At 69.8% G+C, this 26,262-nt stretch carries 23 protein-coding genes and 2 pseudogenes; 7 read left to right on the forward strand and 18 right to left on the reverse strand.

The genetic code is table 11. The features are described 5' to 3' along the window. Positions 1-5 precede the first annotated feature (5 nt). The 8 genes and pseudogenes from ON38_RS03610 to ON38_RS03645 form a co-directional block, all read right to left on the reverse strand. Positions 6-344 carry a hypothetical protein gene (locus ON38_RS03610; protein WP_157181649.1) on the reverse strand — a complete coding sequence of 113 codons (339 nt, stop codon included), beginning with the start codon at positions 342-344 and terminating at the stop codon, positions 6-8. Positions 345-396: 52 nt separating this feature from the next. Next, positions 397-777 carry a hypothetical protein gene (locus tag ON38_RS03615; protein ID WP_039822301.1) on the reverse strand — a complete coding sequence of 127 codons (381 nt, stop codon included), beginning with the start codon at positions 775-777 and terminating at the stop codon, positions 397-399. A gap of 83 nt (positions 778-860) precedes the next feature. After that, positions 861-5,575 (reverse strand): annotated as a pseudogene (locus ON38_RS03620) (cation-translocating P-type ATPase). 178 nt (positions 5,576-5,753) lie between these two features. Continuing rightward, positions 5,754-7,028, reverse strand: a complete 1,275-nt coding sequence (locus ON38_RS03625; protein ID WP_039822303.1) for a cytochrome P450 — start codon at positions 7,026-7,028, stop codon at positions 5,754-5,756. Between the two features lie 2 nt (positions 7,029-7,030). Beyond that, positions 7,031-8,434, reverse strand: coding sequence for an NAD(P)/FAD-dependent oxidoreductase (locus ON38_RS03630; RefSeq protein WP_039822306.1), 1,404 nt, complete (start codon positions 8,432-8,434; stop codon positions 7,031-7,033). Then, positions 8,431-8,649 (reverse strand): ferredoxin, encoded by a 219-nt coding sequence (locus tag ON38_RS03635; RefSeq protein ID WP_039822399.1) that lies wholly within the window; start codon positions 8,647-8,649, stop codon positions 8,431-8,433. Before ON38_RS03635 ends, ON38_RS03630 begins: the two co-directional genes overlap by 4 nt. A gap of 741 nt (positions 8,650-9,390) precedes the next feature. Further along, positions 9,391-9,837 (reverse strand): DUF1579 family protein, encoded by a 447-nt coding sequence (locus tag ON38_RS03640; RefSeq protein WP_039822308.1) that lies wholly within the window; start codon positions 9,835-9,837, stop codon positions 9,391-9,393. A gap of 202 nt (positions 9,838-10,039) precedes the next feature. Beyond that, positions 10,040-10,492 (reverse strand): hypothetical protein, encoded by a 453-nt coding sequence (locus ON38_RS03645; protein WP_218000731.1) that lies wholly within the window; start codon positions 10,490-10,492, stop codon positions 10,040-10,042. 387 nt (positions 10,493-10,879) lie between these two features. Between ON38_RS03645 and ON38_RS03650 the strand changes: the two genes are divergently transcribed. Further along, complete coding sequence (locus tag ON38_RS03650) at positions 10,880-12,262, forward strand: lipase family protein (RefSeq protein ID WP_083872205.1); 1,383 nt, start codon at positions 10,880-10,882, stop codon at positions 12,260-12,262. A 254-nt stretch (positions 12,263-12,516) separates the two neighbouring features. Here the strand turns inward: ON38_RS03650 and ON38_RS03655 are convergent, their stop codons facing one another. From ON38_RS03655 to ON38_RS03670, 5 genes are read right to left on the reverse strand one after another with little or no spacing between them, the layout of a single operon-like run. After that, positions 12,517-13,635 carry a branched-chain amino acid ABC transporter permease gene (locus ON38_RS03655; protein ID WP_039822309.1) on the reverse strand — a complete coding sequence of 373 codons (1,119 nt, stop codon included), beginning with the start codon at positions 13,633-13,635 and terminating at the stop codon, positions 12,517-12,519. Beyond that, positions 13,632-14,516: a branched-chain amino acid ABC transporter permease gene (locus ON38_RS03660; protein WP_039822404.1), complete on the reverse strand. Its 885-nt coding sequence runs from the start codon at positions 14,514-14,516 to the stop codon at positions 13,632-13,634. The genes ON38_RS03655 and ON38_RS03660 overlap by 4 nt, the downstream gene beginning before the upstream one ends. A gap of 17 nt (positions 14,517-14,533) precedes the next feature. After that, positions 14,534-15,241, reverse strand: a complete 708-nt coding sequence (locus tag ON38_RS03665) for an ABC transporter ATP-binding protein (RefSeq protein WP_039822311.1) — start codon at positions 15,239-15,241, stop codon at positions 14,534-14,536. After that, positions 15,238-15,333, reverse strand: a complete 96-nt coding sequence (locus tag ON38_RS34635; RefSeq protein WP_245563896.1) for an ABC transporter ATP-binding protein C-terminal domain-containing protein — start codon at positions 15,331-15,333, stop codon at positions 15,238-15,240. Before ON38_RS34635 ends, ON38_RS03665 begins: the two co-directional genes overlap by 4 nt. Further along, complete coding sequence (locus tag ON38_RS03670) at positions 15,327-15,575, reverse strand: hypothetical protein (protein WP_039822312.1); 249 nt, start codon at positions 15,573-15,575, stop codon at positions 15,327-15,329. Before ON38_RS03670 ends, ON38_RS34635 begins: the two co-directional genes overlap by 7 nt. Before the next feature lie 603 nt (positions 15,576-16,178). Between ON38_RS03670 and ON38_RS35810 the strand changes: the two genes are divergently transcribed. Beyond that, positions 16,179-16,385: a hypothetical protein gene (locus ON38_RS35810; protein ID WP_157181650.1), complete on the forward strand. Its 207-nt coding sequence runs from the start codon at positions 16,179-16,181 to the stop codon at positions 16,383-16,385. A gap of 162 nt (positions 16,386-16,547) precedes the next feature. Here the strand turns inward: ON38_RS35810 and ON38_RS03680 are convergent, their stop codons facing one another. Both ON38_RS03680 and ON38_RS03685 read right to left on the reverse strand, forming a co-directional pair. After that, entirely contained in the window at positions 16,548-17,600 is a 1,053-nt protein-coding gene (locus ON38_RS03680; RefSeq protein WP_039822316.1) for an alpha/beta hydrolase, read from the reverse strand. A 35-nt stretch (positions 17,601-17,635) separates the two neighbouring features. Then, positions 17,636-18,094 (reverse strand): VOC family protein, encoded by a 459-nt coding sequence (locus ON38_RS03685; protein ID WP_245563897.1) that lies wholly within the window; start codon positions 18,092-18,094, stop codon positions 17,636-17,638. Between ON38_RS03685 and ON38_RS03690 the strand changes: the two genes are divergently transcribed. The 3 genes and pseudogenes from ON38_RS03690 (at position 18,093) to ON38_RS03700 (ending at position 22,605) form a co-directional block, all read left to right on the forward strand. Beyond that, the gene (locus ON38_RS03690; protein ID WP_245563898.1) at positions 18,093-18,530 is read left to right on the forward strand and encodes a winged helix-turn-helix transcriptional regulator; all 438 of its coding nucleotides are present in this window, start codon (positions 18,093-18,095) and stop codon (positions 18,528-18,530) included. The two genes, ON38_RS03685 and ON38_RS03690, sit on opposite strands and share 2 nt — an antisense overlap. Before the next feature lie 242 nt (positions 18,531-18,772). After that, the gene (locus tag ON38_RS03695) at positions 18,773-19,354 is read left to right on the forward strand and encodes an Rv1733c family protein (protein WP_157181651.1); all 582 of its coding nucleotides are present in this window, start codon (positions 18,773-18,775) and stop codon (positions 19,352-19,354) included. Between the two features lie 235 nt (positions 19,355-19,589). Next, positions 19,590-22,605: pseudogene (locus ON38_RS03700) on the forward strand (Tn3 family transposase). A gap of 146 nt (positions 22,606-22,751) precedes the next feature. Here the strand turns inward: ON38_RS03700 and ON38_RS03705 are convergent. Continuing rightward, positions 22,752-23,396 (reverse strand): class I SAM-dependent DNA methyltransferase, encoded by a 645-nt coding sequence (locus ON38_RS03705; protein ID WP_039822320.1) that lies wholly within the window; start codon positions 23,394-23,396, stop codon positions 22,752-22,754. A gap of 589 nt (positions 23,397-23,985) precedes the next feature. On the opposite strand from ON38_RS03705, the gene ald reads away from it, so the two are divergent. Then, positions 23,986-25,083 carry an alanine dehydrogenase gene (gene ald, locus ON38_RS03710; RefSeq protein WP_039822322.1) on the forward strand — a complete coding sequence of 366 codons (1,098 nt, stop codon included), beginning with the start codon at positions 23,986-23,988 and terminating at the stop codon, positions 25,081-25,083. Between the two features lie 133 nt (positions 25,084-25,216). Here the strand turns inward: ald and ON38_RS37345 are convergent, their stop codons facing one another. After that, positions 25,217-25,783 carry a hypothetical protein gene (locus ON38_RS37345; RefSeq protein WP_245563899.1) on the reverse strand — a complete coding sequence of 189 codons (567 nt, stop codon included), beginning with the start codon at positions 25,781-25,783 and terminating at the stop codon, positions 25,217-25,219. Then, positions 25,780-25,914, reverse strand: coding sequence for a hypothetical protein (locus tag ON38_RS37870; protein WP_281004596.1), 135 nt, complete (start codon positions 25,912-25,914; stop codon positions 25,780-25,782). Before ON38_RS37870 ends, ON38_RS37345 begins: the two co-directional genes overlap by 4 nt. Between ON38_RS37870 and ON38_RS03720 the strand changes: the two genes are divergently transcribed. Beyond that, positions 25,904-26,212, forward strand: coding sequence for a zinc-binding metallopeptidase family protein (locus ON38_RS03720; RefSeq protein ID WP_245563900.1), 309 nt, complete (start codon positions 25,904-25,906; stop codon positions 26,210-26,212). The two genes, ON38_RS37870 and ON38_RS03720, sit on opposite strands and share 11 nt — an antisense overlap. The last annotated feature ends 50 nt before the right edge of the window (positions 26,213-26,262 follow it).

The following is a 26,262-nucleotide window of genomic DNA, read 5'->3' on the forward strand; positions in this document are numbered from 1 at the left end:
GGCGCCTATGCCGCCGGCAACATACTGATCTCCGTGGTCGCGGGGGCGGCGACCTTTCTGTGGTCGATCGCATTCTCGGTGCCGTACGCGCTCCTGCCGGTCCGGTTCATCGCCGTGCTCGACGTGGTACCTGTGCTCGGGTCGACGATCGCGGACATGGTGGTGGCGGCATCGGCGAGTGGGAACGGATGCGCCGGCGTGTTCGGGTCGGCGTCGATCTCGCCCGCGCTGGGCAGCCCGGCGCCCGCGGACTCGGCACAGGCGCTGATGGAGGGCGCGCCCGCGCCGAGTGCCGCATCGCCCGGTACCGCCGCGCCGGTACCGATCACGGACCGGCGATTCATCGCCATGGTTTCCCGGGGCGATCACTCGACATGGTGGTCCATCCGGGCGCCGCTACGTCGCGGCCGCGTCGGCTGTCTCGGGCCGCGCGGCGGGTTTGCGCCGGCGCCCGACGATCCACCCGGTGGCCGCCAGCGCGCCGGCAATGGGCCATTCGACCGCGCCCGCGACAGTGAGCGCACCGAGCCCGCCGTAGTAGAGATAGCGGGTGGGCAGGGACAGCTCGAGCGGTCCGGCCTTCATCGTGATGCCCTGTCCGGGGATCGCGACCTCGGCGTCGAAGAAGGGCAGTGCCAGTCTGGCCGCGGGTGCGGCCGCGGCACCGGGTTGCCCGTCCGTTTTCTCCGGGGATCCGGAGGTCTGCTCGGGAGCCGCCTCGCCGGCATCGGCCGCGGCGGTCCGGCCGGTACTGTTCGCTTTGCTACGTGAAGGCACGGGACACGATCCTCTCGTCGTCGAGAACTACCGGTTCTGGCCTTCCCGGCGCGCACCGGAAAGGTGTGACAGCGAGCGTGAACTCATCGATGATCGCGCTCGGACATGGTGGCGGGCAACCGATCGACCCGATCGATCAGCTCCTCGGTACGCCGGGCGAACCAGGCCGGGGAGAGTACGACCATCGCGGTGGCGGCGGTGACCGCCGTGAGCACACCGGCCCATGCCACCGGCCCCAGCGGAGTGCATCCGAAGAAGTGGCTCACACCGGGTGTCTCGACGACGCCTACGAGCACCGCCGCACTCCCGACCGCGGTGGCCACCACGAGCGGATCGTCGTGCCGCAGTACCAGAGTCTGGGCGAGTTGGGCGCCGACGAGTGCCGTCAATCCCATGGTCGCGGAGCGGCGCCGGGTCCCCGGCGTCCACCGGCCGATCGCCCACGCGGTGGTCGCCGCGGCGGCGGTGGCCGCTCCGCGCCGGACGATCGCCTCGATCAGCGGGCGGCCGAGTGAGGGTGCGGGCGCGGACAGGACCGAATCCGGATATCCCGAACCGGTCGCGCTCGGCGCCGCCGTCGCCGCGGGACTCGGCGGCGACACCGCGATGGCGAGTGCCGGGAACATATCCGTGAGCAGGTTGACCAGCAGGAGCTGCCGGGTGCTCACCGGGGCGCCGCCGCGGCCGAGAGCGGTGCCGAGGATGGTGAACGCCACTTCGCCCGCATTACCACCGAGCAGCAGGGTCAGCGCATCGCGGACACCGATCCACATATTGCGGCCCTCGACGAGAGCGTCCAGCAGTGCGGTGAGGTTCTCGCCGGTCAAGACCAGATCGGCGGCCTCGCGCGCGGGTGAGGAACCGCGGCCGGTCACCCCGATGCCCGCATCGGCCATCCGGATCGCCGCGGCGTCGTTGGCGCCGTCACCGACCATGGCGACCACCCGGCCGCACTGCTGCAGGGCCGCGATCACCTGCACCTTCTGTTCGGGACCGACCCGCGCGAAAACCTGGGCCGAGGCCGCCAGTTCGGCGCGAGCGTTCTCGTCGGCGGCGGCCAGGTCGGCTCCGGTGACGACGCGGGCGTCGGCCGGGAAACCGAGTTGGCGCGCGATGGCACGGGCGGTGACGGGGTGATCGCCGGTGATCAGCGCGACGGCGCAGCGGGCGGTGACCAGCTGCTGCAGAAGCGGGCGCGCCGAATCACGGACGGTATCGGCCAGACCGACGTAACCGGTGATGGTCAGATCGGTTGCGAGTTCCTCGATCCGGTCCTGGTCGAAACGCTCTCCCGCGTCCACCGGGGGTAGTCGGCACTGGGCGACGGCGAGCACCCGCAGGCCCTGATCCGCCAGGTGATGGACGAGCGTATCCGCCGCGGCCCGTCCATCGGAGCCGCTGTCGAACCGGCAGCGCGGGACGATCACCTCCGGCGCCCCCTTGAGCACCAACCGTGCCGACGTGCCGGGTCCGCCGTCGCCGTCGACGATGACCGCCGCCGCGTACCCGCGGCAGGATTCGAAGGGCAGTTCGGCGAGCACGGTCGGGTCGGGGCCCGCACCCGGCAGGCGGGCGGCCGCGGTGAGGACGGCCTCGTCCGTGGCGTGAGTGTGCCCTTCACCCGTGTGCGGACGGGGGCATGCCCATCCCGCGGTCCGCACCACCGCGGCCGCCGCCGGGTCGGTGAGGGCCGGATAGTCGCCACTCGGTGGGAAATCCGGGGGCACCGCCGTCACCACGGCGAGCCGGTTCAGCGTCAAGGTGCCCGTCTTGTCGAAGCAGACGGTGTCGACGCGCCCGATCGCCTCCAGCGCCCGGGGCGCCCGGACCAGCACCCCCAGTTTCGACAGCCGTCGGGCGGCCGCCAGTTGCGCCATGGTCGCCACCAGCGGTAACCCCTCTGGGACGGCGGCCACGGCGATAGCGACCCCGTCGGCCACCGCCCGGCGCAGCGGTCCCCGGCGCACCAGCGACAATCCGGTGACCACCGCGCCACCGGCCAGCGTGAGCGGCAGCACCCGGCCGGTGAGATCGCGCAGTCTGCCCTGCACTCCGGTCGCGGGTGCCACACCGGACACCGTGGCGATCGCGCGATTCGCGACCGTGGCCGGCCCGGTGGCCACGACGATCGCCCGGGCCCGCCCGGCGACTATCGTGCTGCCCTGGAACAGCATGCTGGCGCGTTCCGCTGCGTGACCGGTCACCGGCTCGACATGTTTGAGTACCGGCACCGACTCACCGGTCATCGACGATTCGTCGACCTCCAGATCCTCGGCGACCAGCAACCGGGCATCGGCCGGTACCACCTCCGGGGCATGGAGTTCGAGGACATCGCCGGGCCGCAGCCGCGTCGCGGACACCACAGTGACACGACTCGAGGTTCGCGCCGCCTCCAGCCGGTTCTCCGTGGCCGCTGTCGGAACGATCACCCGGCGCACGGCCTGTTCCTGTTCGGCGAACAGGGCCGCCGCGGCATCCTCCGCGCGTAACCGTTGGATGCCGCTGACCAGCGCGTTGACACTCATCACCCCCGCGACCAGCAGCGCATCGATATTGCTGCCCAGAATCGCGGCGGCCGCGGCACCGATGGCGAGAACCGGCGTGAGCGGATCGCTCAGCTCGCGGCGCGCGGCCCCGGCCAGCCGGGCCAGCAGTGCCGTCGGGACGCGCAGTCGCTCACCCACCACGCTGCCGGACAGGGCGGCGACCAGCCGCCGCCGACCCGGCGCCGGGTTCGGGATCGGTGCCCGCCGGCCACGCAGGATCCGTGCGTACACGATCGCGGGATCGAGGGCGTGCCAGGCGGTGAGCGGTTGCGGCGGCGGATCCGGTGACCGCACCACCCGCTGCGCGGCCAGCCCGCACAGGATCCAGGCGGTCGCGCCCGCGGCATCGACGGGAGCGAGCCACCGTCCCAGGCCGAGCCGGCTTCGCCGGCCGGTTTCCCCGGTCACCACGAGCAGGCCCGCCAATGTGCTGCCGGCCTTCGCCAGGCGCACCGCGGTGTCGATCGCCGGGCGCGCGGCCACGACCGCCGCGAGCACCCGGACCGCGTCGGCGAGATCGGCACCGGTGACCAGGTCGGCGGTCCACGGCGCCGCGGCCGTGGGATCGTCGACGGCGACCCCGATATCGGCGAGCGCCAGCGCAGCCAAGGTATCGACCGCGTCGGTGTCCGGATGCAGCGCCGAGATCAACAGCACCGGGCCACGATCGGCGCGCAGTTCGCGGACGAGGTCGACCAGGCCGGTACCCGGGTCGTAGGCGGCGGTGACGGAGGCGCCGAGTTCCTCGGTGCCGCCCACATTGCGCAGCACCACCCGCGCCCCGGTACGCCGGGCGGTCTCGAGGAGCGGAATCGCGCAGGGGTCCAGTTCCCATCCGATCGTCACGGTGGCCACCACCGTCGCGTCCACGAGCAGATCGGCCCGGTCGGTCCCCGGCACCGCGGCTCCGAGACGGTCGTGCCACCGCAGGGCGGCGCCGGCGAAACCGACGTCGTCGGCGGACGCGGGGATCTGCTCGCCGTGCAGCAGGGCATCGGCGATTTCGAACACCCGCCCCCGGTCCCACCCCGGAACCGGCACCTCGACTTCCAATACGGCTCGGGTGTCGCCGCGCAGCGCCGCGCCGTCGACGACCACCACCCGGACCCGGTCGAGACGGCGCAACACCGCCGGGTCCAGCACCAATGAGCCCGCCTTCGCCAATCCGCGGCCGAGGACGAGTGCGTAGGCCTCCCGGCCCATATGCGCCGCCTTCGGTATCCCGGCCAGCAGCGTATCGGCGATATCGTCGGCGGTGCCGCCGCCGAGCAGCGTGCCCGCGGCCGCCACGAGCGATCCGTTGGCGGCTTGTTCGGCGTACTCCTCGACCGGCCCGCCCGCCGGGGTGGCGGCCGTATCCGCGGGCACCGGCCGGGGTTCGGCCCCGAGGCGCGCCGCCGCGAAGATCGCCGCGGGAGCCGGGCAACGGGGCCGCGTCGCCGCCGCGAGCCCGGGTTCACGCGCACCCCAGGTCTGCCGGCGTGCCAGTGCCTCGGAGATCTGGGCGGTTCGCGCGACGAGATCCAGCAGCGGCGCGGCGGGTGCCCGGCCGAGTCCGTGCGCGGCGGCGGAGAACATGGTGGTCAGCAGATCGGTCCCGGCGCGTCCGAGCTTCGACTCCAGCAGCGCGACGATCCGCGGCTGATGATTGATCACCGCCGCGGCGGCCCGGGCGGCCCGCGGGCCCGGGGAAACCGGCCCAGCCACCCGATCACCGACGCGCCGATCGCCAGGGCATCGGCCACCGCGGCCGCCGCCGGTACCGCGACCGCCAGCGGGTCTCCGGGATCGGTGACGAGCCCGCGTTGCCGCGTTCCCGGTTCCGGACCGGTGCCCGGCAGGTCGGCGCCGGTGCGGATCGCGCGGCGGATCTCGTCCGGATCCGCCGCCTCCGCCAGTTCGATCACCAGTCGCCCGAGTATGTCCTCGATATGCGCGGAGACGACACCGGACCCGGCGGCGACCAGCTCTTCGAGCTGCGTGCGCCCTTCGGCACCGTTCGTCCACAGCGGGATCCGGTCGAGATCGACGTGTAGCCTGCGTCCGGACGCCCACACCGGCGGAACGCCCTCTTCGTCCGTGCCGCCGCGCGGCGGACCGCCGAGCACGACGCGGGCCCACTCCCGAACCGGCCCGACCGCCGGCCCGACGAGCGCCGGCGCGACCAGCGCGGTAGCGGATCCGATGCGCACGGTCGACGCCATCGCCCCGGTCACGAGCCGCGCCAACCCAGCGATATCGATACCCCGCATGCGCTCAGGCTTCCCGAGTGATCGGTCGCTGCATTCGGGCGAGTGTAGGCGCGGGAAAAGGGAGCCCGGGAGGCGCGCGCCACCCGTTGCGGTATCGGAATCCAACTGTGCACAGGGTGCGTCGACACGGTCGGCCCCGATGTTCCACCCCCTTCCCGGTCGCGGCCGGGAAGCGGGGTCACTCGCTGATGTGATCGAACCGGACGGGCAGGTGCCGAGGTCCGCGGAAGATCTGGCTGCGCCGGTAGGGCGGCGGGTCGACGATCAGACCGGGAGCGGCGACGCGGCGTACGAAGGTTTCCAGTGCGAGGTTGACCTCCAGCCGGGCGAGCGGGCCACCGATACAGGTGTGGATACCGCTGCCCCAGCCGAAGTGCTCGTTGTCGGGACGTCGCATATCGAAGCGGTCGGGGTCGGGGAATCGGGCGGGGTCTCGGTTCGCGGCGGCGTAGACCAGGTGGACCGCGGCGCCTTCCGGGATGGTGGTGCCGCCGATATCGATATCGGCTGTGGCGCTGCGGCTGGGGAAGAACTGCACTGCCGCCTGGAGCCGCTGGACCTCTTCGATCGCGCGCGGAATGAGCTCGGGGCGGCTGCGTACCCGCTCATAGGCCCCCGGATTGCGCAGCAGCGTCAGAACACAGTTGGAAATTGTGTTGACCGTCGAGTCGTGACCGGCGACGAGCAGCAACCTTGCGTTGGACAACACATACTCGAGTGGCATCGGACCGTCGGGGCCGTCGTCGTGGATCATCGCGGACACCAGTCCGGGCCGGGGCTCGCGCCGCACGCGTTCGATCAGATCGGTCAGGTATCGCGTGAGCGCGGCACGGCCGGCGCGGGCCTTCTCGGCGCGCTCTCGCCCCGCCGCGGTGGCTGCGTCCGGACCCACATCCGTACCGGTCAGCATGTCGTGGATCCAGACATGGAAGGTGGGCTCGTCGGCGATCGGGATCCCGAGGATCTCGCAGATCACGGTCACCGGCACCGGGTAGGCGTAGTCGTCGACCACGTCCAGCCGGGTCCGGCCGTCGGCGGCGATACGGTCGAGCAGCCGGTTGCACAGTGCGACGATGCCGGGCTCGGCGCCCGGGATGACATCGGGGGCGTGCGGTGGGCCGAAGTGGCGGGTCACCTGGCGGCGGGCCCGATCGTGCTCGGGGGGATCGGTCACGATGAGGCTGGGTACCCGGCCGTAGACCGGCAGGTCCGGGGTGCCGGCCTCCGGGTCGGCGCCTGCTGCCGCGAGGGCGGCGCCCACGGGGCTGCGGGCGATATCGGAGCTGACCCTGGGGTCGTGCGCCAGGGCGAGCACTTCCCAGTAGCCGGTCACCACGTACAGGTTGTCGGCGACTCGCGCGACCGGGGTCCGGCGCAGCCGGTCGAAGAACGGGTACGGGTCGGCGCGGTGTTCGTACTTCATCGCCTCGGCCCAGGCGGTTGCGGCGGTCATGCCTACTCCCTCGGTCGCTGGAACTCGGCGCACCGCGAAGTGGGGTCGTGGCCGGTCAGCACCACATCGGGGATTCCGGTCGGCACCCGCGGATCGGGGAAACGGGCCGGCACCGGGCCCGGGTCGGCGGCCCGGTCATAGCCCGGCGGTGGTGGTGGGAAGGGCGCGGAGCGTTCGATCATGGCCGCGTAGTACTGCAACCACTTGCCGTGATCGAAGGTCACCGCCCCGACGGTCCGGCCCCGATGGCCGTAGGCCGCGGCGAAGCGATAGTCACCGGGGCAGCCCTGTGTGACCGCGATTTCGTCGGCGAAGGAACACACCCCGATCCCCTTGATGTTCACCCCGAACTGGGCCGACCAGTATGCGGGCAGCGGCAGATGCGGTCGCCGTTCGGTCTCCAGGCCGAGCATGTTGTTCGCGGCGACCTGGGCCCCGCAGACGGCGTTGTCCCAGTGTTCCATCGAGATGAACTGGTACTCGTACAGCACATGCGGCTGGCGCGCGACGTCTCCGGCCACGAAGATGTTGTCGGTCACCACCCCGTTGATATCGAACGCGCGACAGCCCGCGTCGCAGCCGACGCCCCAGAAGCCGGCGGCCAGCCCGGCGCCGGCCAGCCACTCGACATTGCGGATCGACCCCAGCGACGCCACCACCACGTCGGCGTCCACCGTGGTCCCGTCCGACAGCCGGGCGCGACGGACCCGGCCGCTCGCGTCGCCGTCGAGTGCGCGGACCGACACTCCGGTCCGCAGGTCGACGCCCGCGTCACGCTGCAGCCGAGCGGTGATCTCGGCGATTACCCCGCCCAGCGGTCCGACCAGTGGTCCCTCGCCGCGCTCGGTCACGGTCACCGGCAGTCCCAGCGTGCGGCATGCCGAGGCGATCTCCGAGCCGACGAACCCCGAGCCGACGACAAGCACCCGCTGCGGGCCCTCGCGTAATGCCGCCTGTAGCCGGGCCGCGTCATCGCAGGTGCGCAAGGTGAACACTCCCTGCAGGGCGCCCTCGGCCGGATCGGGCCACGGCCGTGCCCGGACACCGGTGGCGATCAGCAGCCGGTCGTAGGGCACCGTGTCCCCGGTGGCCAGCAGAACCTGCCGGTTCACCCGGTCCAGCCCGGTCGCGGCCACACCCAGCCGCCAGTCGGCCTCGACGGCGCGCAGACGCGGTAGCGCGGTGTGATCGGCGCGCACCCGGCCCCCGAGGACTTGTTTGGACAGCGGCGGCCGGTCGTAGGGCCGGTGTGGTTCGTCACCGATGAGGGTCAACGGTCCGCGGAAACCGCGCTCCCGCAATGCCTCCGCGGCCCGCAGTCCCGCCAGTGAGGCACCCACGATCACAATGCGACCCTCGGCCCGGAACGTCCTGACCAGATCACCGACCAGCGACGCGGTGCTCATATCGCCGGGCCCTCCGCTTCGGGATCGCAGGTCTCCACCAGGATCGCCTGTACCGGGCACGCCGCCGCGGCCCGTAACACCCGCCGGCGCTGTGTGTCGTCGGGCTCGGGGTCGTACACCAACGCCTCTTCGCCCAGCAGCTCGAGCACATCAGGTGCCAGCGGGACGCACTGCGCATACCCCTGGCACCGATTCAGGTCGACGACGATACGCATGATCGGAACTTTCATCCGAGCCGTGTCCTGGTCCCCGACGAGACCGCCGGGGGCGGAGAAACTGCACGCGCCCACCAGGGCCGACGTGAACATCCGGGAGACGATCACGCCCGAATATCGACCGGGTGGACACCGCACCGGAGACCCGCTGCCGAGGTCTCGTCGATCCGACCGACAACCACCCGCGGTCTCCAGTCTCCCACACACCACCGCTCGAAGGCGCCTGTTCGTCCCCTCCTCGCCCGGACCGGTGTCCTCGAGCAGATAGCCGCCGGCGCCCGCCCGGATCGCCGCGACGATATCGTCGTCCTCGTCGAACGTCGCCGACACCACCATCCGCACCCCGCGCAGGGCGGTGTCGGGTCGGCGACGATCTGCCGGGATGCGTCCGAGAAAGCCGCCAACTCGCTGCGCCGAGCCACTTCGGTCCTGCCACGCTTCATGATCAACACTTCGCCCAAGCGCGTCGGCCACCACAGCGCAGCACCGGCAGAGCCCCGAGGGCTCCGAGCGCAGCGCGGTCCCTCCGACCGCTCTGTCCCGGACAACCGTCGCCGATACCGCCCTGATGCGGGACGGCCGGGACCGGGTCCGGGCCTCGGCCATATGCTCGACCCGCGACGCCGAACCGCCGTCGTACCCCCGCCCTGCCCGACGGCTACGAGCCGATCGCCGCGAGCAAACGCGCGGGCCGGACGATCTCGTGCCTCCCACCCGGGCCGGTGACGCTCCCTGGGCGAATCATCCGATGGCGGCGAAGTTCATGCGCATCCATGGGATCCACGTGCCGGTGCCGGGGTCACGTTCCCACAGCGCGGACATCGACGATCGGTCTTCGGACGGCCGGAGAGTACTGCGTATTCCTTCGCCGTCGAAGAGCCAGGACCCATCGGCGTTCGGGCGTGCCGTCATGGTGCTGTACTGACCGGATGCGTCGAAGGCCCGCATCGCGTAGGTACCTGCCTGCGGGTCGTGGTCGCCGATCAGTTCGAGAGCCCGAGTGCGCTCGCCGCCCATCATCACGTCGACGCGGTGCAGGATCCAGCCGCGTCCGGTCATCCACTCGTATTCGTCTGTGCCCTCGATTTTCATCGTCTTCCGGCCTTGCTCGTCGAGGACGACACCGGATGTCTGCCACCGACCGATGATCGTTTCGAACCGGAGCATCGCGTGGACGGGTGTGGCCATAGGAGATTCTCACTTCGCTCGGACGCCGGACACGCTCGGCCCCGAGCACGGCATTACACCGACGCTCGGGCGGTGCGCTCGTGGAGTAGACGAGCTGGACCGAGCGAAATCATCGGCGCTTCCGATTTTCGGTGAACATGTGAGTCCTCATCCGGCCAACAGGGACTCGACGGCACTTTGCGCCGGGTTCGTACTCAGCAGGTCACGGCTCGTATTCGGGCACGAGAGTGGTCACAGCCGATTGCCACGGGACAGCCGAGGCCCAGCCGACAAGGGGCATGGTCTCGTCGTAGTGCGGAGCGAACTGCGCGACGTCGACCGTGGGCATCTGGTGGTTCAGACCGCGGACGTGGTCGAGGAACGTCTCGGGCAGCGAGACATGGTGGGTTTCCAGGTAGTGCGAAAAGTCCAGACGCCACAACCAGGTGCCGTCGGTCACCAGGGACGAGCATCCGGGAGAGTTCCGGTGGTAGCTGCCGGTGATGACGTCACGCCCGGATTCCATGACGTCCAACACAACGTAGCCGGCGTCCAGGTAGGCGACCAGTTCCGCCTCGTCCGGCTCACCGACGGGCAGGACGGCGTCGCGAATCGACCCATTCGTCCGGCTGCACTGGCTGTCCAGTTCGTCGTAGAAACCCAGCAAACCCAGCACCGCAACTCCTTCGACGAGCCGTTCCGCCCTGCTGAAATGGGGTGCGGCCGTATGTCAGGTGCGTGATGACAAACGATCATGCGGTGGCCGCAGGATACAGCGTAGACGGGCTGGTCGGCACCGTCCCGCGCACCGCGCGATGAAGAAACGCGCGAAACGTGGCGTTTGTGGCGGATTCACACGGCAGCACGAGACCGTGGTGAAAAGTCCGAACCCGACGCTCGGTGGCCGGGCAGCCCGCCGGAACATATATCCTCGAGTCACCCGGCCAGCGTGCATGCCAACGCATTTCGCCGAGAACGAGAACGGCGGGCGCGCGGCGGGTTTCTGCGTGTCTTCGACGGCGATGACCCGAAGGCATATTCACCGATCTCGAGAGGTAGCTCTATGAATTGGGTCCGTGCGCGAAGAGGTCTCGCGCGGGCGTTGACAGGTGTGACCACGGCATGCTGCCTGGTCCTGGTGGGACAACCTTCGGCGGTCGCCGAGGAGGTACCGCAGCCGCCGGCCCCCTCCGGCCTGCAGCGCGGTATCGACGACGCCCTCCCCGCGCCGCCACTGCCGGCCGCACCCACACCGCCCATCGGCGATCTGCCACCGCAACTGGCAGCACTGTGGCACGCGGTGCAGTCCCCGCCGACGGGGGACCCGGTCTTCGATACGTGGCCGGCCGGACTGGACCGGATGGCCGCCGGCGCGGTCATCGAACAACGTGACATCACCGCGATCGCCGCACCGCGGATCGACGCGCCGATCGGCCGGGCCGTACTGCTGAAGTTCCGCTCGACGACCGCGGCGGGGGCGCCCTCCTTCGGCACGGCCACGCTGGTGGTTCCGGCGGCGGCGTGGACCGGCCCCGGCGGCCGGCCGGTCCTGGTGGACAACAAGCCGATCAACTCCCTCGGCCTGCGATGTACGCCCGGCTATGCGATGGCGCACGGAGAGGACGGCACCAGCAGCAGTGCCATCGACGCCTTGACGCCGACGACCGCGTCGGCGGTGAACCGTGGGTACGCCGTACTGATTCCCGATCACGAGGGCCCGTTCATGGCCTATGCGGAACCGAATGTCGCCGCACACGTCGTTCTCGACAGCATCCGCGCGGTGCGCTCGCTGCCCGGCTCCGAGTTCACCACCGGCCGTTTCGCGCTGACCGGATACTCCGGGGGCGCGATCGCCTCGTACGCGGCGGCCATGCTGCTCGGCGACTACGCGCCCGAACTGGCCGATGTGGTGGTGGGCGCGTCGATGGGTGGACTGGTCACCGACAACAGGGTCGTCGCCAACAGCTTCGACGGTAGGTTCGCCTCCGGCGTGCTGCTGGCGGTCGTACTCGCCTACGCCCGCGAACACCCCGAAATCCTCGACAACATGAACCATCTCGCCCAGTGGGTGGCGACCTCGCCGATCAACAATGTCTGCGGCGAGGCGCTCGGCCCCCTGGGTGTGGTCGGGATACCGCTCGAAATCGCCGCGAATATTCCGCACCCCCTCGACAGCGCCGTTGCCGACGAGATCTTCGCGCGCACCGATCTCAGTGATCGGACCTCGGCGGTGCCGCTGTACATCTACCACGCCGCCCACGATCTCTGGATTCCGCTCGCGGGGGCACAGCAGCTGTATCGCACCCAGTGCGCCCGCGGTGTCGCCGCGGTCTTCCGCAGCGAACCGGGTGAGCACGTGAGTGGTCTGACCACCGGATTCCCCGGGGCCTTCGACTGGCTCGACGCGCGGCTACGCGGCGAGCCCGCGCCCAGCGAGTGCTCCTAGGCAGGCGAACCACAGCGACGTTCGCGGCCCGCACACAGCCGGGTCACCGCTCCCGCACCGTCGCGGGGCGGGCCCGGCGCCTCGGTTGTGCGGACGGGCCGGCGCCGGAGAACAGCCGTGCACGACCGTGTCGGGTGGTACGGCGCCGATCTCGGGGTGCGGCTGCCGGCCGTAGCCGTACCTGAGCCTGCGCGGCCCGGTAACGCTCGCTCGGAACCCGGACGTGACGGCGGCCGCCGGCCGAGCGAACACGCTCACGAGGTGCGCAGGTCGGTGGCGACGGGTTCGCCGGGCGGGAGTTTCCCCTCCATCCGGGTCGGCTCTCCGGCAGGGGCGGTCCCGCCGTGCTTCGCCGCGGCGGGACCGCCGGGCCGGCCGCCGGGGACGCGGGCGATCACCGGCCCGAGGGCCCGCCGCACGAGGCTGATCACCCCGTAGGGCAGGACGAAGATGAACAGGATCAACGCCACACCGTAGGTGATACCGGCCGCCGACTGGTTGATGTCGGCGGTCCACTGCGGGACGTACACGACGAAGAAGGCGCCGAACACCACTCCGGGCACGGTGCCGAGCCCTCCGACGACGATCATCGTGATGAACGCGATCGCGAGCGGCAGCCCGAAGGCCTCCGGGCCCACGTACTGGACCACGAAACTGTAGAGCACACCGCCGACCCCGGCGAGCGCGGCACTGAACGCGAAGACCGTAGTCTTGGTCCGGGTGGTGGATACGCCCAGGGTGGTGGCGACCGCTTCGTAGTCGCGGATACCGATGAGCGAGCGCCCGATCCGGCCGGTGGCGAGTCTGCGCACCACCAGGTACGCGACGAGCGCCACGACCAGGCACAGATAGTAGACCCACTGGTCCCGGGCCAGTCCGGTGAACTCGGGAGCCTCGGCGCCGAAGATATTGATCCCCGCCTGCCCGTCGGTGATGTGCTCGAACCGTTTGATGACCGCAGGCGTCACCAGCGCCAACCCGAGTGTGGCGAGGGCCAATTGGAGTCCGTGCAGCCGCAGCGCCGGCAGGCCGAACAGATAGCCGACGAGATAGCCTGCCGCGAACGCGATCGGAATCAGCAGCAGATACGGCACCCCGTGGTTCTCCACCAGCACCGCGCTCAGGTACGCGCCGAGCGCGAAGAAGAAGCCGTGACCCAGCGAGATCTGGCCGGTATTGCCCGTCAACAGATTCAGCCCGAGCCCGACCACGATGTAAACCAGGACCATCGAGCGGTCGAAGTTCACATACGGCGCGGATACCAGCGGCGCCACCGCCGCGACTGCGACGACCAGGATCACCGTGGCGCGGGAGAGCCACAGCGGCGCATCCAGTTCGGCCTGGGGACGACGCAGGAGTTGGAGCAGTCTCATACCCGTGCCACCTTCCGGGCCCCGAACAAACCTTCCGGCTTCAGCAACAGCACGCCGAGAATGAGAACGAGCGCGACCGCCTGTTTGAAATCGTGGCCGATCCAGGAGATGTAGGTACCGGCGAGGTTCTCGGCCACCCCGACGCACAGACCGCCGACGATCGCGCCGACCGGGCTGTCGAGTCCGCCCAGAACCGCGGCCGCGAACGAGTAGATGAGCGATGCCACCAGCATGTTCGGCTGCAGGAACAGCTGCGGGGCCGCCAGGGACGCGGCGAGCGCGCCGATGGCGGCGGCCAGACCCCAGCCGATCATCAGCATCCTTCCGACCGGTACGCCGATCAGTTGCGCGGAGTCCGGGTTGCCGGCGGCCGCCCGCATCGCCAGCCCGACCCGGGTCCGCTGGAACAGCGCGAACAGCAGCGCGGCCACCACGACCACCGCGCCGACGATCACCACCGATTGCCGGGAGATCACGACCGGGCCGAGTGTGATCACCGGTCCGGACACGGCCGCCGGGAACTCGCGGCTCTGCACTCCCCAGATCCAGCCGGCCGCGCTGTTGAGCAGGAGCATCAGCCCGAGCGTGATGATGACGAGCGGCATATGGTCCGACGACCCGGCCAGCGGCCGGATCAGCACCCGCTCGGTGGCGGCGCCGGCGAGGAACGCCACCACCATCGCACCGCCGATCGCGAGGTACAGCGGCGCGCCCCACTGGTGGAACTGCCACGCGAAGAACGCCGAGAACATGGCCATCTCGCCCTGGGCGAAGTTGACGATCCCGGACGCCCGGTAGACGAGAACGATACTGAGCGCGAACGCGGCATACAGCGCGCCCCACGTCAGCCCGTCCACCACTTGTTGCGCGAATACTTGCATGAACAGATCTCCTGTGGTCAATAGCCGAGGTAGGCGCGCCGCACCGATTCGTCGCGGGCGAAGCTCTCCGCGGGGCGCCGGTCGACGACGCGACCGGCGTCGACGAGTACCGCCGACGATCCGATGTCGAGCGCGAGGTGGGCGTTCTGCTCGACGACGAGGATCGTGGTACCGGTGTCCTTGTTGATCCGGGCCAGCGCCCGGAACACCTCCTGGGTGATGCGGGGCGCCAGCCCGAGCGACGGCTCGTCGAGCAGCAGCAACCGCGGCTCGGCCACCAGGGCCCGGGCGATGGCGAGCATCTGCTGCTCGCCGCCGCTGAGCCCGGCCGCCGGCCGGCGCCGCCGCTCCCGCAGCCGCGGAAAGAACTCGTACCACCGGTCGATCGCCCGTTCGGCGGCCGCGGTGGACGTGGTGTATCCGCCGATCCGCAGGTTCTCCTCGACGGTCAGGTCCCCGAATGTGCCGCGGCCCTGCGGCACGTGCGCGACACCGAGGCGGGCGATCCGGTCCGTGCGCAGTCCGGAGATATCGCGCCCGTCGAACACGATCCGCCCGGTGGTGCGCACCATCGCGCAGATCGACCGCAGAATGGTGGTCTTCCCGGCACCGTTCGCGCCGAGAACCACCGTCACCTCACCGGCGGGCACCGCGAAGTCGACGCCGTGCAGCACTTCCGCGCTGCCGTAGCGGGCGCGCAGCCCCTCGACACCGAGCAGATTCACGCCGCACCACCCAGGTACGCCTCGACGACCTCGGGATGAGCTGCCACCTCGGCGGGTTCGCCCTCCGTGGCCTTCTGACCGAAGTTCAGCACCACCACCCGCCGTCGCCCATCGCGACACCGCCCGCGGCGTTGATCTCGTCGAACAATGCCGTCGCCGCGGTGGCCTGCGCGCCGGCGACGGACTGCATGAGGCTGGTGCCGAAGGTGATCTCGGTATCGGTGATGCCGGGGTCGCAATCGCCCGACGCGGTCGCGGTGTCGCGACCCGAGCAGGCGGTGAGTGCGGCGGTGGCGCACAGGGCCGTCAGGCCCACGGCGAGAGTACGTTTCATGGTCTTTCCCAGGGTGCGAAGAGGGCGAAAAGCAGAAGAGGTCGCCGCTTGACGGGTTGCGGCGGCGAGAGGTCGGAACGGTTGGGATCAGGCGCGCGGATCGGTCCCCGGTTCGCACCTGTCGGTTGCGGTTGCGGTCATGCTGCCTCCTCGGCACTCCATTTATGACGTGACAGTCATGTCAACTTTTGGAAGTGTGACCGGGAACACGAGACCTGTCAACCACCCAACCGACAGGCGCTGCGGATCCGATCGGGCCGCCCAGGACAACAGAGCCCCTCGGCGGCCGTGCCGGCGGCGACGGCCGACGCAACGGGGCAGCCGTCGGCAGTGAGCTCACTCCCTTCGTCGACGCGGGTGATCCACACCCGATCGGGCGGCCGCGACGACCATCCGCAGGCACCTGGGTCGAACTCGCTCCCGGTATCGGTGGCGCCTCCCCCGCCGATTCGGACCGCGGACGCGGATACTCACGCTGCCGACACGCGTCGGACGCCTGGGTCGTTCCGATGCCGATCGCCACCGCCGATCGCATAATCCCGGACGAACCGGTCCGTATTCCCCAACAGAATCGGCAGGCTGGAGCCCGGGCGGTCGGCCGATATGGCGGTGGTCGACGTCGACGCGTCACGCGCACACGACATATGTGCCGCGATCGTCGAAGGCGGCGGCGGTATGACCGAGGCGACGATAGTGGCCGGCGAAGTACGCTTCCGGCGCGCGCGGCAGCGAACCGCTCCGGCGACGGCCGGTGACCCCGGCGCGCCGGGTTCGCTGCAAACGGCCGCTCACTCCGATCGCGTCGGCTGACGCCGTACGCCGGTGCGCCGTCCGATCGGCGCGGGCCTGCCCGGGCTCGGGCCACATCCCACCCGGTTCCTCGGTCGCGAGCCCCGCCACAGGCCGGATTGTCGTGCCGGCCGGCGCGGTCGGTCGCGGGAGAACGTGGCGGAAGCCGGTGTCCGGTGGCTCCTACGCGGGGATTCCGAGCCCCTCGGCGAGGAGTGGCCAGGACCGGTAGAACGCGTCACGCCAGTAACCCCAGGAATGTGTGCCCGACGGCGCGTAGTCGAAGGTGGCCGGGATCTCCAGTTGCGCGAGCCGGTCCTCGAGGTTGCGGGTGCACCAACCGGTGGCGGCCTCGATGACACCGCCGACCAGGAGCTGATTGGCCAAACCCTTGGGGCCCGGCAGCGCGTACTCACCGTCGACGGTGTCCCACTGCCCGGGCAGTCCGTTGCCGGTCGAAACGAACAACTTCGTACCGCGCAATGCCTCGGCGTTCACCACCGGATCGTTGGCGACCCAGGTCGGATCGTCGTCTTCGCCGTACATATTGCGGACATCGCCGCCACCGTAGAGCTCGACGACCAGTTTCGTGAACTGCCGCCCGACGGGGTCGGCGATCTGGGCGCAGCCGCTGTACCCGGCGACGGTCCGGTAGAAGCCGGGCGCGGCCTCGGCCATCTGCAGAATCGCGGTAGCGGTCATCGAGTTCGCGGCGATCGCATTGATCCCATTGGTGCCCAGTGCGCCGTCGACCAGCGGCGGCAGCTCCTCGAGAAAGAAGGTGCGCCATTTGTTGCGGCCGAGCACCGGATCATCGCGTTTCCAGTCGGTGTAGTAGGCGAACGCGCCACCGACCGGCATCACGACATTGACATCCTTGGTGGCCAGGAAATCGCCGACATCGGTATTGGCCCACCAGGTCGCCGCGTCGGTGCCACCGCCCGCCCCGTTGACGAGGTAGAGCACCGGCCGGGGTCGCGAGGCGTCGCGAGGACGCTGCACCCGGACAGTGATGTTCTCGTCCATCGCCGCGGAGTGGACCAGCATGGTCAGGCTGCGACCGTCGACTCTGCTCGCGACGATTCGCGAGCCGTTCGCAGAGACCGGATCGGCCAGCAGCTTCCGAGTGTCGACGATCGGATCGCCACCGTCGGCGGAGCCGTTCCCGGCGCCGAATACCGTGACCGATACGGCGAACATCGCAGCGGCAACAGCGGCCGGCAGCGCGGCCCTCATACGTCGGCGTCTCACATCGAACCCCAGGTCTCGACTCACGACAGACGGTGCGCCGGTCGGGACTGGGAATCTACCCGATACCGCTGCGGGACAGCCATTCCCGGCCGGCGCCTCCGAGTTCGGCCGAGCACGCGGGCCCGTACCTGCGCCGACCACTCGACGTACTCGACGTCGGCCCCGTCGGGATGGCGGAGATAGGCGAAGCGGCCGGTCGCGCTCGTGAACGGCCCCCCGGTCACCACGGCCGCCGCGGCGGTGAGCCGAGCGATCGACCCGTCGAGATCGTCGACGATCACCGGCCCGACGGTCGAGCGGTAGCGATCGATATGTTCGGGTGGGCAGGCGATGAGCAGGAAATCGCCGACCGCCGCGAGCTCCGCCTGCTCGAACCCGAAGCGCAGATCCGCGGTGGCGCCGACGATGCTCTCGTAGAGCGGCAACGCGGTATCGAGGTCGGCGACGAACAGGCGGGCGTAGGTCTTCAGGATCTGCATGGTCGAGACGCTACGGTGGAGCCACCGGCGGCAACAGTACGCACTCGAAGGTGAGCGGTGGTTCCCGATGTCCGGCGACGACGACGAAGAGCAGCGCGCCCGCGATATCGCGCTGCGGGTATTCGCGGCGGTGTCGACGAAATGGGGCCTGCGCGTCATGGAGGAGATCGGGGCCGGTCACCACCGCTTCCGTGCGCTGCACCGTGCGGTCGACGGCATCAGCTACAAGATGCTCACCCAGACTCTCCGGGAACTCGAGAACCACGGGCTGATCGCCCGCTACGACCACGGCACCGCCAATCCCCGCGTCGACTACTCGCTCACCGCGGCCGGAACACGGCTCGTGGCCACGGTCCACACGCTGTGTGATTGGTCGCGTACTCACCTCGACCGGCTGCTCGAGGCACCCGCGCATCGGGGGGAACCGTCCCCATGACCCGGCCATCCGAAGTTGCCCGGACGGCACACGACTGCCGGGCCGGTCGATGGCGCAGGCGTCGACGACGAGGACGGTCCAGCCGCCCGATTCGTCCCCGCACAGGTCGCTCGCCCGGCGGAACCGGTTCGGCGGCGATACATGAGGCGTATCACAGGCTTCCGGCACCGACATCCCTGGCACGGCCTGAGATGATCGGAGGGAAACACTATCAACCCTATTTCTTCTCCCGGACGAAACGAATGATCCACCCACCGAGCAGATACCCCCCCGCCACCACACGGCTGTGGAACCTGCGTCCGTGGCGCGACAGTCCACTTCCGCGCCCCGGAGACCGCCTCCTCGCCTGGCTCGTATGCGGTGCGCTGCTCGTCGCCGCCGCGGCGATCCCGATCGCGGCGGCGGCCGGGATCCACGCCCATCGGGGACTGAGCGAATCCGCTGTCGAAGCGGCGGCCGAACGGTCCCGCGTGCCCGCGACACTCCTGGACACCGCGCCCACGCCCAATGAATACGACCTGTACCCCACCGTGCCGGCCACCTGGTTCGCCGCCGGCGCACAGCACACCGGCAATGTGTACGCCCCGGCCGGCCATCGCCGCGGTGAGATCGTCGAGATCTGGGTGGAACGGGACGGCACGCAGACCACGGCACCTCCGAACGACTCGTCGGTCCTGTTCGACTCCACCCTCGTCGCGCTGTTCACCTGGAGCGCACCGGTCCTGCTCTACTGCCTTCCGGCAGCGTTGATCGCCCACCGCATTCGATCGCGCCGAATGGAGCAATGGGAGATCGACTGGGCTCGCCTCCACGCCGGATTCTGAGGTCGCGAATCGGGGCAGCTGCCCGGCACAGGTCCGGATACCGAGCGCACGACCGCGACGGCTCACCTGTTCGGCGCGCATGTTGGGGTCACCGTAGTATCGGCCGAATTTCGGGCGGATATGGCGTAACCCGCTGGTAGTGGTGGGGTTTGGTGTTGTCGCGCTGCGGGATTGGGCTGTTGGCGCTTTGCTGGCTCGCGTTGTGGTCGGTCGGTGTGGTGGAGGGTGAGGGTTCGTGGCGACGCGGGTGTTCGCGGACGAGGAGTTGGAGCGTCTGCGGGAGTTCCCGGAGATCGGTCGTGAGGAGTTGTTCCGGTTCTTCACGTTGAGTCCGGCGGATGTGGCGTTTGTGGGTCCGGGGCGTGGTCGGGGTCCGGCGGATCGGTTGGGGGTTGGCGATCGCGTTGTGCACGTTGCCGTGGTTGGGGTTCGTTCCGGACAGGTTGGTGGCCGCGCCGCCGGTGGCGGTGGCGCGGTTGGCGGGGCAGTTGGGGGTGGATCCGGTCGAGATCGGCTCCTACGGTCGTCGCGCCAAGACCCGGACCGAGCATGTGCGGCTGGTCGCGCGGTATCTGGGCTGGCGCACCGCGGGGGCGATGGAGTTGAAGGAACTCGACGAGTTCCTGCTGGCGCGGGCGTTGGAGCACGATTCCCCGACGCTGCTGTTCCGGTTGGGGTGCGAGTTCCTGGTGTCGGCGCGGGTGATCCGGCCGGGGCCGGTGATGGTGATCGAGCGGGTCGCCCACGCTCGCGCCCGCGCCCAGGCCGAAACCTACGATCGGCTCGCCTACGAGTTCACTCCCGAGCGGTGCGCGCAGTTGGACGGGTTGCTGGTCAACGACGCTTCGATCGGGATGTCGCGGTTGCGGTGGCTGTCGACCGGCCCGGTGGAGGCGTCCGCGTCGGCGGTACGCGCGGAGGTCGACAAGCGCGGGTTCCTGCGCGGTCTCGGCGCAGACGAGCTGGATATGTCGGTGCTTCCGGCCGAGCGGCGCCGGTTCCTGGCCACGATGGGCCGCCGGTTGACCGGCCAAGCCCTCGAACGTCGTGACCCGCAGCGCCGGTATCCGATTCTGCTCACGGTGCTGGCGCAGTCGGGCACCGATGTGCTCGATGAGGTGGTGGGGTTGTTCGATCAGGCGATCTCGGCGAAATTCGGTGCCGCCGAACGCCGCATGCGGCAGGAATTGGCCGAGCGCGGCAAGACCGGCGAGGACCGCCAGGCCCTGCTCGACGATCTTCTCGAGATCGTCACCGACCTCGGGATCGGTGACGAGCAGATCGGCGGGCTGATCCGCGGTGAGCGGATCGGGTGGGAACGGCTACGCGCGGCGCTCGCGCAGGCCAAGCCCCGACTTCCGCGTGATCACGGGCATCTGGCCGCGCTCGACGCCTCGTATTCGTATCTGCGCCAGTTCACTCCTGCGGTTCTGTCGACGGTGCGTTTCGCGGGCGGGACCGCGGCGACGGAGTTGCTGATCGCGGTGCATATGCTGCGCGAGTTGAACGCGACCGGCGCCCGTAAGGTCCCCGCGGAAGCCCCGACCGGATTCGTGCCCCCGAAATGGCGCGGCTACCTCGACGAAGCCCGCAAAGCCGGGAGCGCCACCGCGTATCGGCACTACTGGGAGCTGTGCGTGCTGCTCGGATTACGCGACGGGCTGCGCAGCGGGTACGTGTTCGTGCCCGGCTCACGCCGTTACGCCGACCCGGCCGCCTATCTGCTCACCGCCGAGCAGTGGGAGCCTCAGCGCGTCGAGTTCTGCCGTCTGGTCGGCAAATCCGCCGACCCGGCCCAGGCGCTGGCGGCCGCGACCGACGAACTGCACACCGTGGTCGCCGAGCTGGAGACCGTCCTCGCCGACGGTAACGGCCCGGTCCGCCTCGACGAGGCCGGGGATCTGGTGATCTCACCGCTGACCGCCGAGGATGTCCCGGCCGAGGCGATCGCGTTGAAGGCCGAGCTCACGGAAATGCTGCCGTTCGCCCCGATCGTGTCGCTTCTCATCGAGCTGGACAAACGCACCGGCTACCTGGACTGCTTCACCCACGCGAGCGGAAAACAGACTCGCACTCCGGAATTGAAACGTAACCTGATCGCGGTCCTGCTCGCGTACTCGACCAACCTCGGGCTGACGCGGATGGGTGAGGCGTGCGGGTTCTCTTACGACATCCTGGCCTGGACCTCGGAATGGTACGTGCGCGAGGAGACGTTGCGGGCGGCGAACCTGGCGATCATCGACTACCATCAACGCCTGCCGCTGACCACGGTGTTCGGCGCCCGAACCTTGTCCTCGAGTGACGGTCAACGCTTCCCGACGCGCGGCAAGTCGATCACCGCCAGAGCGTTGAGCCGCTATTTCGCCAACGAGGGCCTGTCGACCTACACCCACGTCACCGACCAGCACGCCACCTACGGCACGAAGATCATCGTCGCCACCCGCCGCGAGGCGCACTACGTGCTCGACGAGATCCTGGGCAACGCCACCGATCTCCCGATCACCGAACACGCGACCGACACCCACGGCGTCACCCTCGTCAATTTCGGATTGTTCGACCTGCTCGGGATGCAGCTCTCGCCCCAGATCCGGGACCTGGGACGCATCACCCTCTACCGGCCGGGCCCGCGCGCCGACGCCGAGGCGCGGTTCCCGCGCACGGGCCCGTTGAGGACGCGCAAGCTGAACACCGAGTTGATCGCCGAGCACTGGGACGACCTGCTGCGGTTGGCGGGGTCGTTGAAGTTCGGGCACGCCACCGCCTCGCTGCTGGTCGAGAAACTCTCGGCCTCCGGGCGTCAGAACGCCCTCGCCGCGGCACTCAAGGAGTACGGGGCGCTGCGGCGCACGATCTACGCCGCGAAATACCTCGCCGACCCCGACTACCGGCGCAAGATCTCGCGCCAACTCAACAAGGGAGAATCGTTGCACGCGCTGCGCCGCGACCTGCTCTACGCCCACGAGGGCATGATCCGGGCGCGACACCTCGACGGGCAGACCGAACAAGCATGGTGCCTCACCCTGGCCACGAACGCCGTGATCGCCTGGGCCACAGAGTATTACGGCCTCGCCGTGGAGCAGATGCGGCGGTCCGGCCGCCGAATCGATGACGATGTGCTCGCCCACATCAGCCCCGCGCACAGCGAGAACATCAATTTCTTCGGCGCGATCGAGGTCGACATCGACGCCGAACTCGCCGCACTCGGCCCAACCGGATATCGGCCGTTGCGGGTCCGCGACACCCTGTTCTGATCGCTGCCTCGGGCGGGATCCATAGGGCTTGCAGGTGTAGAGCGCGTCCGTGGTCACGACGGTCGCGCCGAGGGCATAGCGCAGTGTCGGCGTCCATCTCGGGCATCGGCCCCGGATCCGACTGGCGAGCCCGACATATGCAGAAGTCAGGACTTACTGCGTGCGAAAAGAATCGCTTGCTGAGCTTTCGCGTCCGGGTCGAGCAGCATCTGAGCCTCGACCACGAATCCGGCATCGCGCAGCCAGGATGCCACCCGGTCAGGCTGACGGCGGTGGACATGCACATTCATCGGGTGACCGCCATAGCCGTCCGTCTTCAACAACGACTCGTCGCCGACGTGAAACAGCAGCTGCAGCGGTCCGCCGGGACGCAATGCTCGGCGGAAGTGCCCGAACACGGTCGGCACCTCGTCGTCAGGGATGTGGATCAACGACTGCCAGGCGAGCAGGCCGGCCACCGAAGCGACGGGCAGGTCCAGGTCCGTCATCGAGCCCACCTCGAACCGCAGGCCGGGGTGGTCGCGCCGGGCCACCTCGATCATAGCCGGGGATAGGTCGATACCGAAGGCGTCGACACCGAGCTCATGCAGGTGGGCGGTGACTTCACCGGGGCCGCAGCCGACGTCCGCGACCGGCCCGCCGCCGGCGATCCGCACGCTGTCGGCGAACAACGCCAGAGCCGCGCGAAGGTACTGGTGTCCGGCGAGGGCGCCGCGCACTTGGTCGGCATAGCTGACCGCGACCGTGTCATAAGAGGTTCGGGTGTCGGCCAACCAGTCATTCGTGGTCATGACCGGCACGATATTCCATGATCACGACCTCGTGGACGGCCGACGCACCTCGCCGCCCACACCGCCGACCTCGGCGAAACCGAACGCCACGCCCTACGCGACGGCCGGCAGATACGGCGAGGCCAGGGCTACAGCCTGCACGTCACCGCCCCACCACACATCCACCAGGCACTGCTGGCCGCCGCCGAACCCCTCGCACACAGCACCGCGGCCGCCGACCGCAAGGCATACCGGATCTACCGCGACCGCCTCACCCCACAACCCCCGGCCTGACCAGCACCCAGCGCGCAGAGCCCGCCCTCTACCAGCGGGTTACGCCATATCCGCCCGAAATTCGGCCGATACTACGGCGACCCCATGTTGCGCGCCGCCCGGATAACAGTTCGGTTGCGCACTCCGGGCCGCCGATCCACGAGCCCACGACCGCGAGCGGACGAAGGGCATCATGGCTTGCGATCCACCGCTCGGCAAGCGTGACTGTTCCATTCCGTAGGTCCGCCACACAACAAGGAGGAGTCTCCGTGACAGGAGTGCGTGACACGCTGCCGGGTCCTCCTGCCGTGACACACACAGCGATGGAGCCGGCCCGGTGAAGATCGGGATTCCCCGCGAGCTCAAGACGCACGAATACCGTGTCGCGATCACACCCGCGGGCGCTCACGAACTCGTTCGCCGTGGCCATACTGTCGTGATCGAGGCGGGCGCGGGTATCGGTTCTTCGTTCTCCGACGACGATTTCACGGCCGTCGGCGCCGAGATCGCGAGCACCGCCGAACAGGTATGGCGAACCGCCGATCTGCTCCTCAAAGTGAAAGAACCGGTGCCAGAGGAATATTCGCTACTGCACGCGGATCAGGTGCTGTTCACCTTCCTGCATCTGGCGGCCTCGAAATCCTGCACGGACGCGCTGCTGGCCTCGGGCACCACGGCGATCGCCTACGAGACCGTGACCGCGGGGGCCGCCCTGCCGCTGCTGGCGCCGATGAGCGAGGTGGCCGGCCGGTTGTCGGCGCAGGCCGGGGCCTACCATCTGTTGAAACCGACCGGTGGCCGCGGTGTCCTGATGGGCGGAGTCCCGGGAGTCCGGCCCGCCGCTGTCGTGGTGATCGGCGCCGGCGTCGCCGGGAGCAACGCGATCGCGGTGGCATTCGGGATGCGCGCGGAGGTGACCGTTCTCGACCTCTCCCTGGATCGGCTCCGGGAGATCGACGCTCGCTACGGCGGACATGTCGCGACGGTGGTCTCCAATGCCTACGCGATAGAGCAGGCGGTCCTGCGTGCCGATCTCGTCATCGGAGCGGTCCTGGTACCCGGCGCGAAGGCTCCCACACTCGTGCCGAACGATCTGGTGGCGCGCATGAAACCCGGATCGGTACTGGTCGACGTCGCCATCGACCAGGGCGGCTGCTTCGCGGACTCGCGGCCGACCACACACGCCGAGCCGACCTACCGGGTACACGACTCGTTGTTCTACTGCGTGGCGAATATGCCCGGCGCCGTCCCGAACACGTCGACGAACGCGCTGACGAACGCCACCCTGCCCTACGTCGTCGCATTGGCCGACAAGGGCTGGCAGCGCGCGGTGGCCGACGATGCCGGGCTGGCCTCGGGGCTGAGTACAGATCGCGGGCGCCTGTTCTCCGAAGAAGTGGCGGCCGCGCACGGTTACGAGTTCGTCGCGCTCTGAGCCGGCCGCCCCGGCGCGCCGTTACGACTCCAGGCGTACCGCGTACCGCGTACCGCGTAGCGCACCGCCGGCCGACCGGCGCCACTGCCGACAGTACCGACCGGTTGCGCCAGGCCCGACCGTTCGAGCTGTTTCAATGTCCGGCGCGCGGAACGCGGTTCGATGCCCAGCGCGGCGGCGATATCCGCGGCGGTGACCTCGCCGCCGGGATGCGCGGCGACGGCGGCCTCGAGTTTGACCAGTGTCGCCCGGGACAGCCCGGCCGGTGGGCGGCGACGTGCAGACTCACCGGCTCCTCGGCCCGGCCGGGATCGGACTCCGTCTCGGTGATCACGAAGTCGCGTCCGGAGCCCACCGAGACGATCGCGGTGAACGGCCCGGCGGCACGGCACCGTTCGACCGCCCGCCGGGCCAGGGCCTCGGCGTCGGCGGCGGACCGGCCCACGCCGAGCCCGATCCGCACCCAGTGGTGCCGTTGCGCGAGTTGTTCGAGCAGCGGCATGACGGTCCAGTCGCAGGTGTGCTGGGCCAGCACCCCGCGCGTGCTGACCAGTACATAGCTCGCCGGACCGATCGGGAACAGGCTGCCGGCCAGTGCGCGGATATCGGCGGCGAGCCGGTCGTCGGGTTCGGGTAGCTCGATCATGCCGAGGACGACCTGGGCATCGGAGGAGATCCGGCCGGCGAGTTCCATCGTCACCGTTCGAGCGCGGTGCGTACCGAGGCGATCGCGGGGGCCAGGCGGATCGTGTAGACGTCGTCGCGGGCCCGCGACCCGATCGTCGCCGCCGCGGAGTTCGTTTCCGCGCTCCAGACGGCGATCACCCGCACGTTCGGGATGCTGACCCCCGTCGTTGCCACGGTCGGGCAGATCAGTGGTGGTCACAGCGGTAATGTCATCCCGGATACCGCGCAGCTCAGCGGTACGGCGCGCGCGTTCACCGCGGCGGATTCGGCTCGGCTGCGGGCCCTGGTCACCCGGGTGGCCGACGGCGTGGCCGCGACCCACGGGGTCGAGGCGGAAACCGAACTGACCGAGGTCGCGATCCCGACCGTCAGCGCGGATGCCGAGGCCGATTTCGCGATCGCCGCGGACCGGCGGCTGTCGGCGATCCCGGGGTCGAGGTGATGGAACAGCCGTGTACGGCCTCGGAGGATTTCACCGCCGCACGGACAGGC

It is taken from the genome of Nocardia testacea NBRC 100365 (assembly GCF_000308775.1).
Classification (GTDB): domain Bacteria; phylum Actinomycetota; class Actinomycetes; order Mycobacteriales; family Mycobacteriaceae; genus Nocardia; species Nocardia testacea.

Coding starts and splice junctions, on each gene's coding strand:
- ON38_RS03635 (WP_039822399.1), bottom strand. CDS start 8,649: ATGCGTATCGTCGTCGACCTGAATCGGTGCCAGGGGTATGCGCAGTGC.
- ON38_RS03670 (WP_039822312.1), bottom strand. CDS start 15,575: ATGAAACGTACTCTCGCCGTGGGCCTGACGGCCCTGTGCGCCACCGCC.
- ON38_RS35810 (WP_157181650.1), top strand. CDS start 16,179: ATGGCGGTGGTCGACGTCGACGCGTCACGCGCACACGACATATGTGCC.
- ON38_RS03660 (WP_039822404.1), bottom strand. CDS start 14,516: ATGCAAGTATTCGCGCAACAAGTGGTGGACGGGCTGACGTGGGGCGCG.
- ON38_RS03630 (WP_039822306.1), bottom strand. CDS start 8,434: ATGAGCACCGCGTCGCTGGTCGGTGATCTGGTCAGGACGTTCCGGGCC.
- ON38_RS03610 (WP_157181649.1), bottom strand. CDS start 344: ATGAATCGCCGGTCCGTGATCGGTACCGGCGCGGCGGTACCGGGCGAT.
- ON38_RS03625 (WP_039822303.1), bottom strand. CDS start 7,028: ATGACCGCCGCAACCGCCTGGGCCGAGGCGATGAAGTACGAACACCGC.
- ON38_RS03655 (WP_039822309.1), bottom strand. CDS start 13,635: ATGAGACTGCTCCAACTCCTGCGTCGTCCCCAGGCCGAACTGGATGCG.
- ON38_RS03650 (WP_083872205.1), top strand. CDS start 10,880: ATGAATTGGGTCCGTGCGCGAAGAGGTCTCGCGCGGGCGTTGACAGGT.
- ON38_RS03680 (WP_039822316.1), bottom strand. CDS start 17,600: ATGAGGGCCGCGCTGCCGGCCGCTGTTGCCGCTGCGATGTTCGCCGTA.
- ON38_RS03685 (WP_245563897.1), bottom strand. CDS start 18,094: ATGCAGATCCTGAAGACCTACGCCCGCCTGTTCGTCGCCGACCTCGAT.
- ON38_RS03690 (WP_245563898.1), top strand. CDS start 18,093: ATGGTCGAGACGCTACGGTGGAGCCACCGGCGGCAACAGTACGCACTC.
- ON38_RS03695 (WP_157181651.1), top strand. CDS start 18,773: ATGATCCACCCACCGAGCAGATACCCCCCCGCCACCACACGGCTGTGG.
- ON38_RS03705 (WP_039822320.1), bottom strand. CDS start 23,396: ATGACCACGAATGACTGGTTGGCCGACACCCGAACCTCTTATGACACG.
- ON38_RS03640 (WP_039822308.1), bottom strand. CDS start 9,837: ATGGCCACACCCGTCCACGCGATGCTCCGGTTCGAAACGATCATCGGT.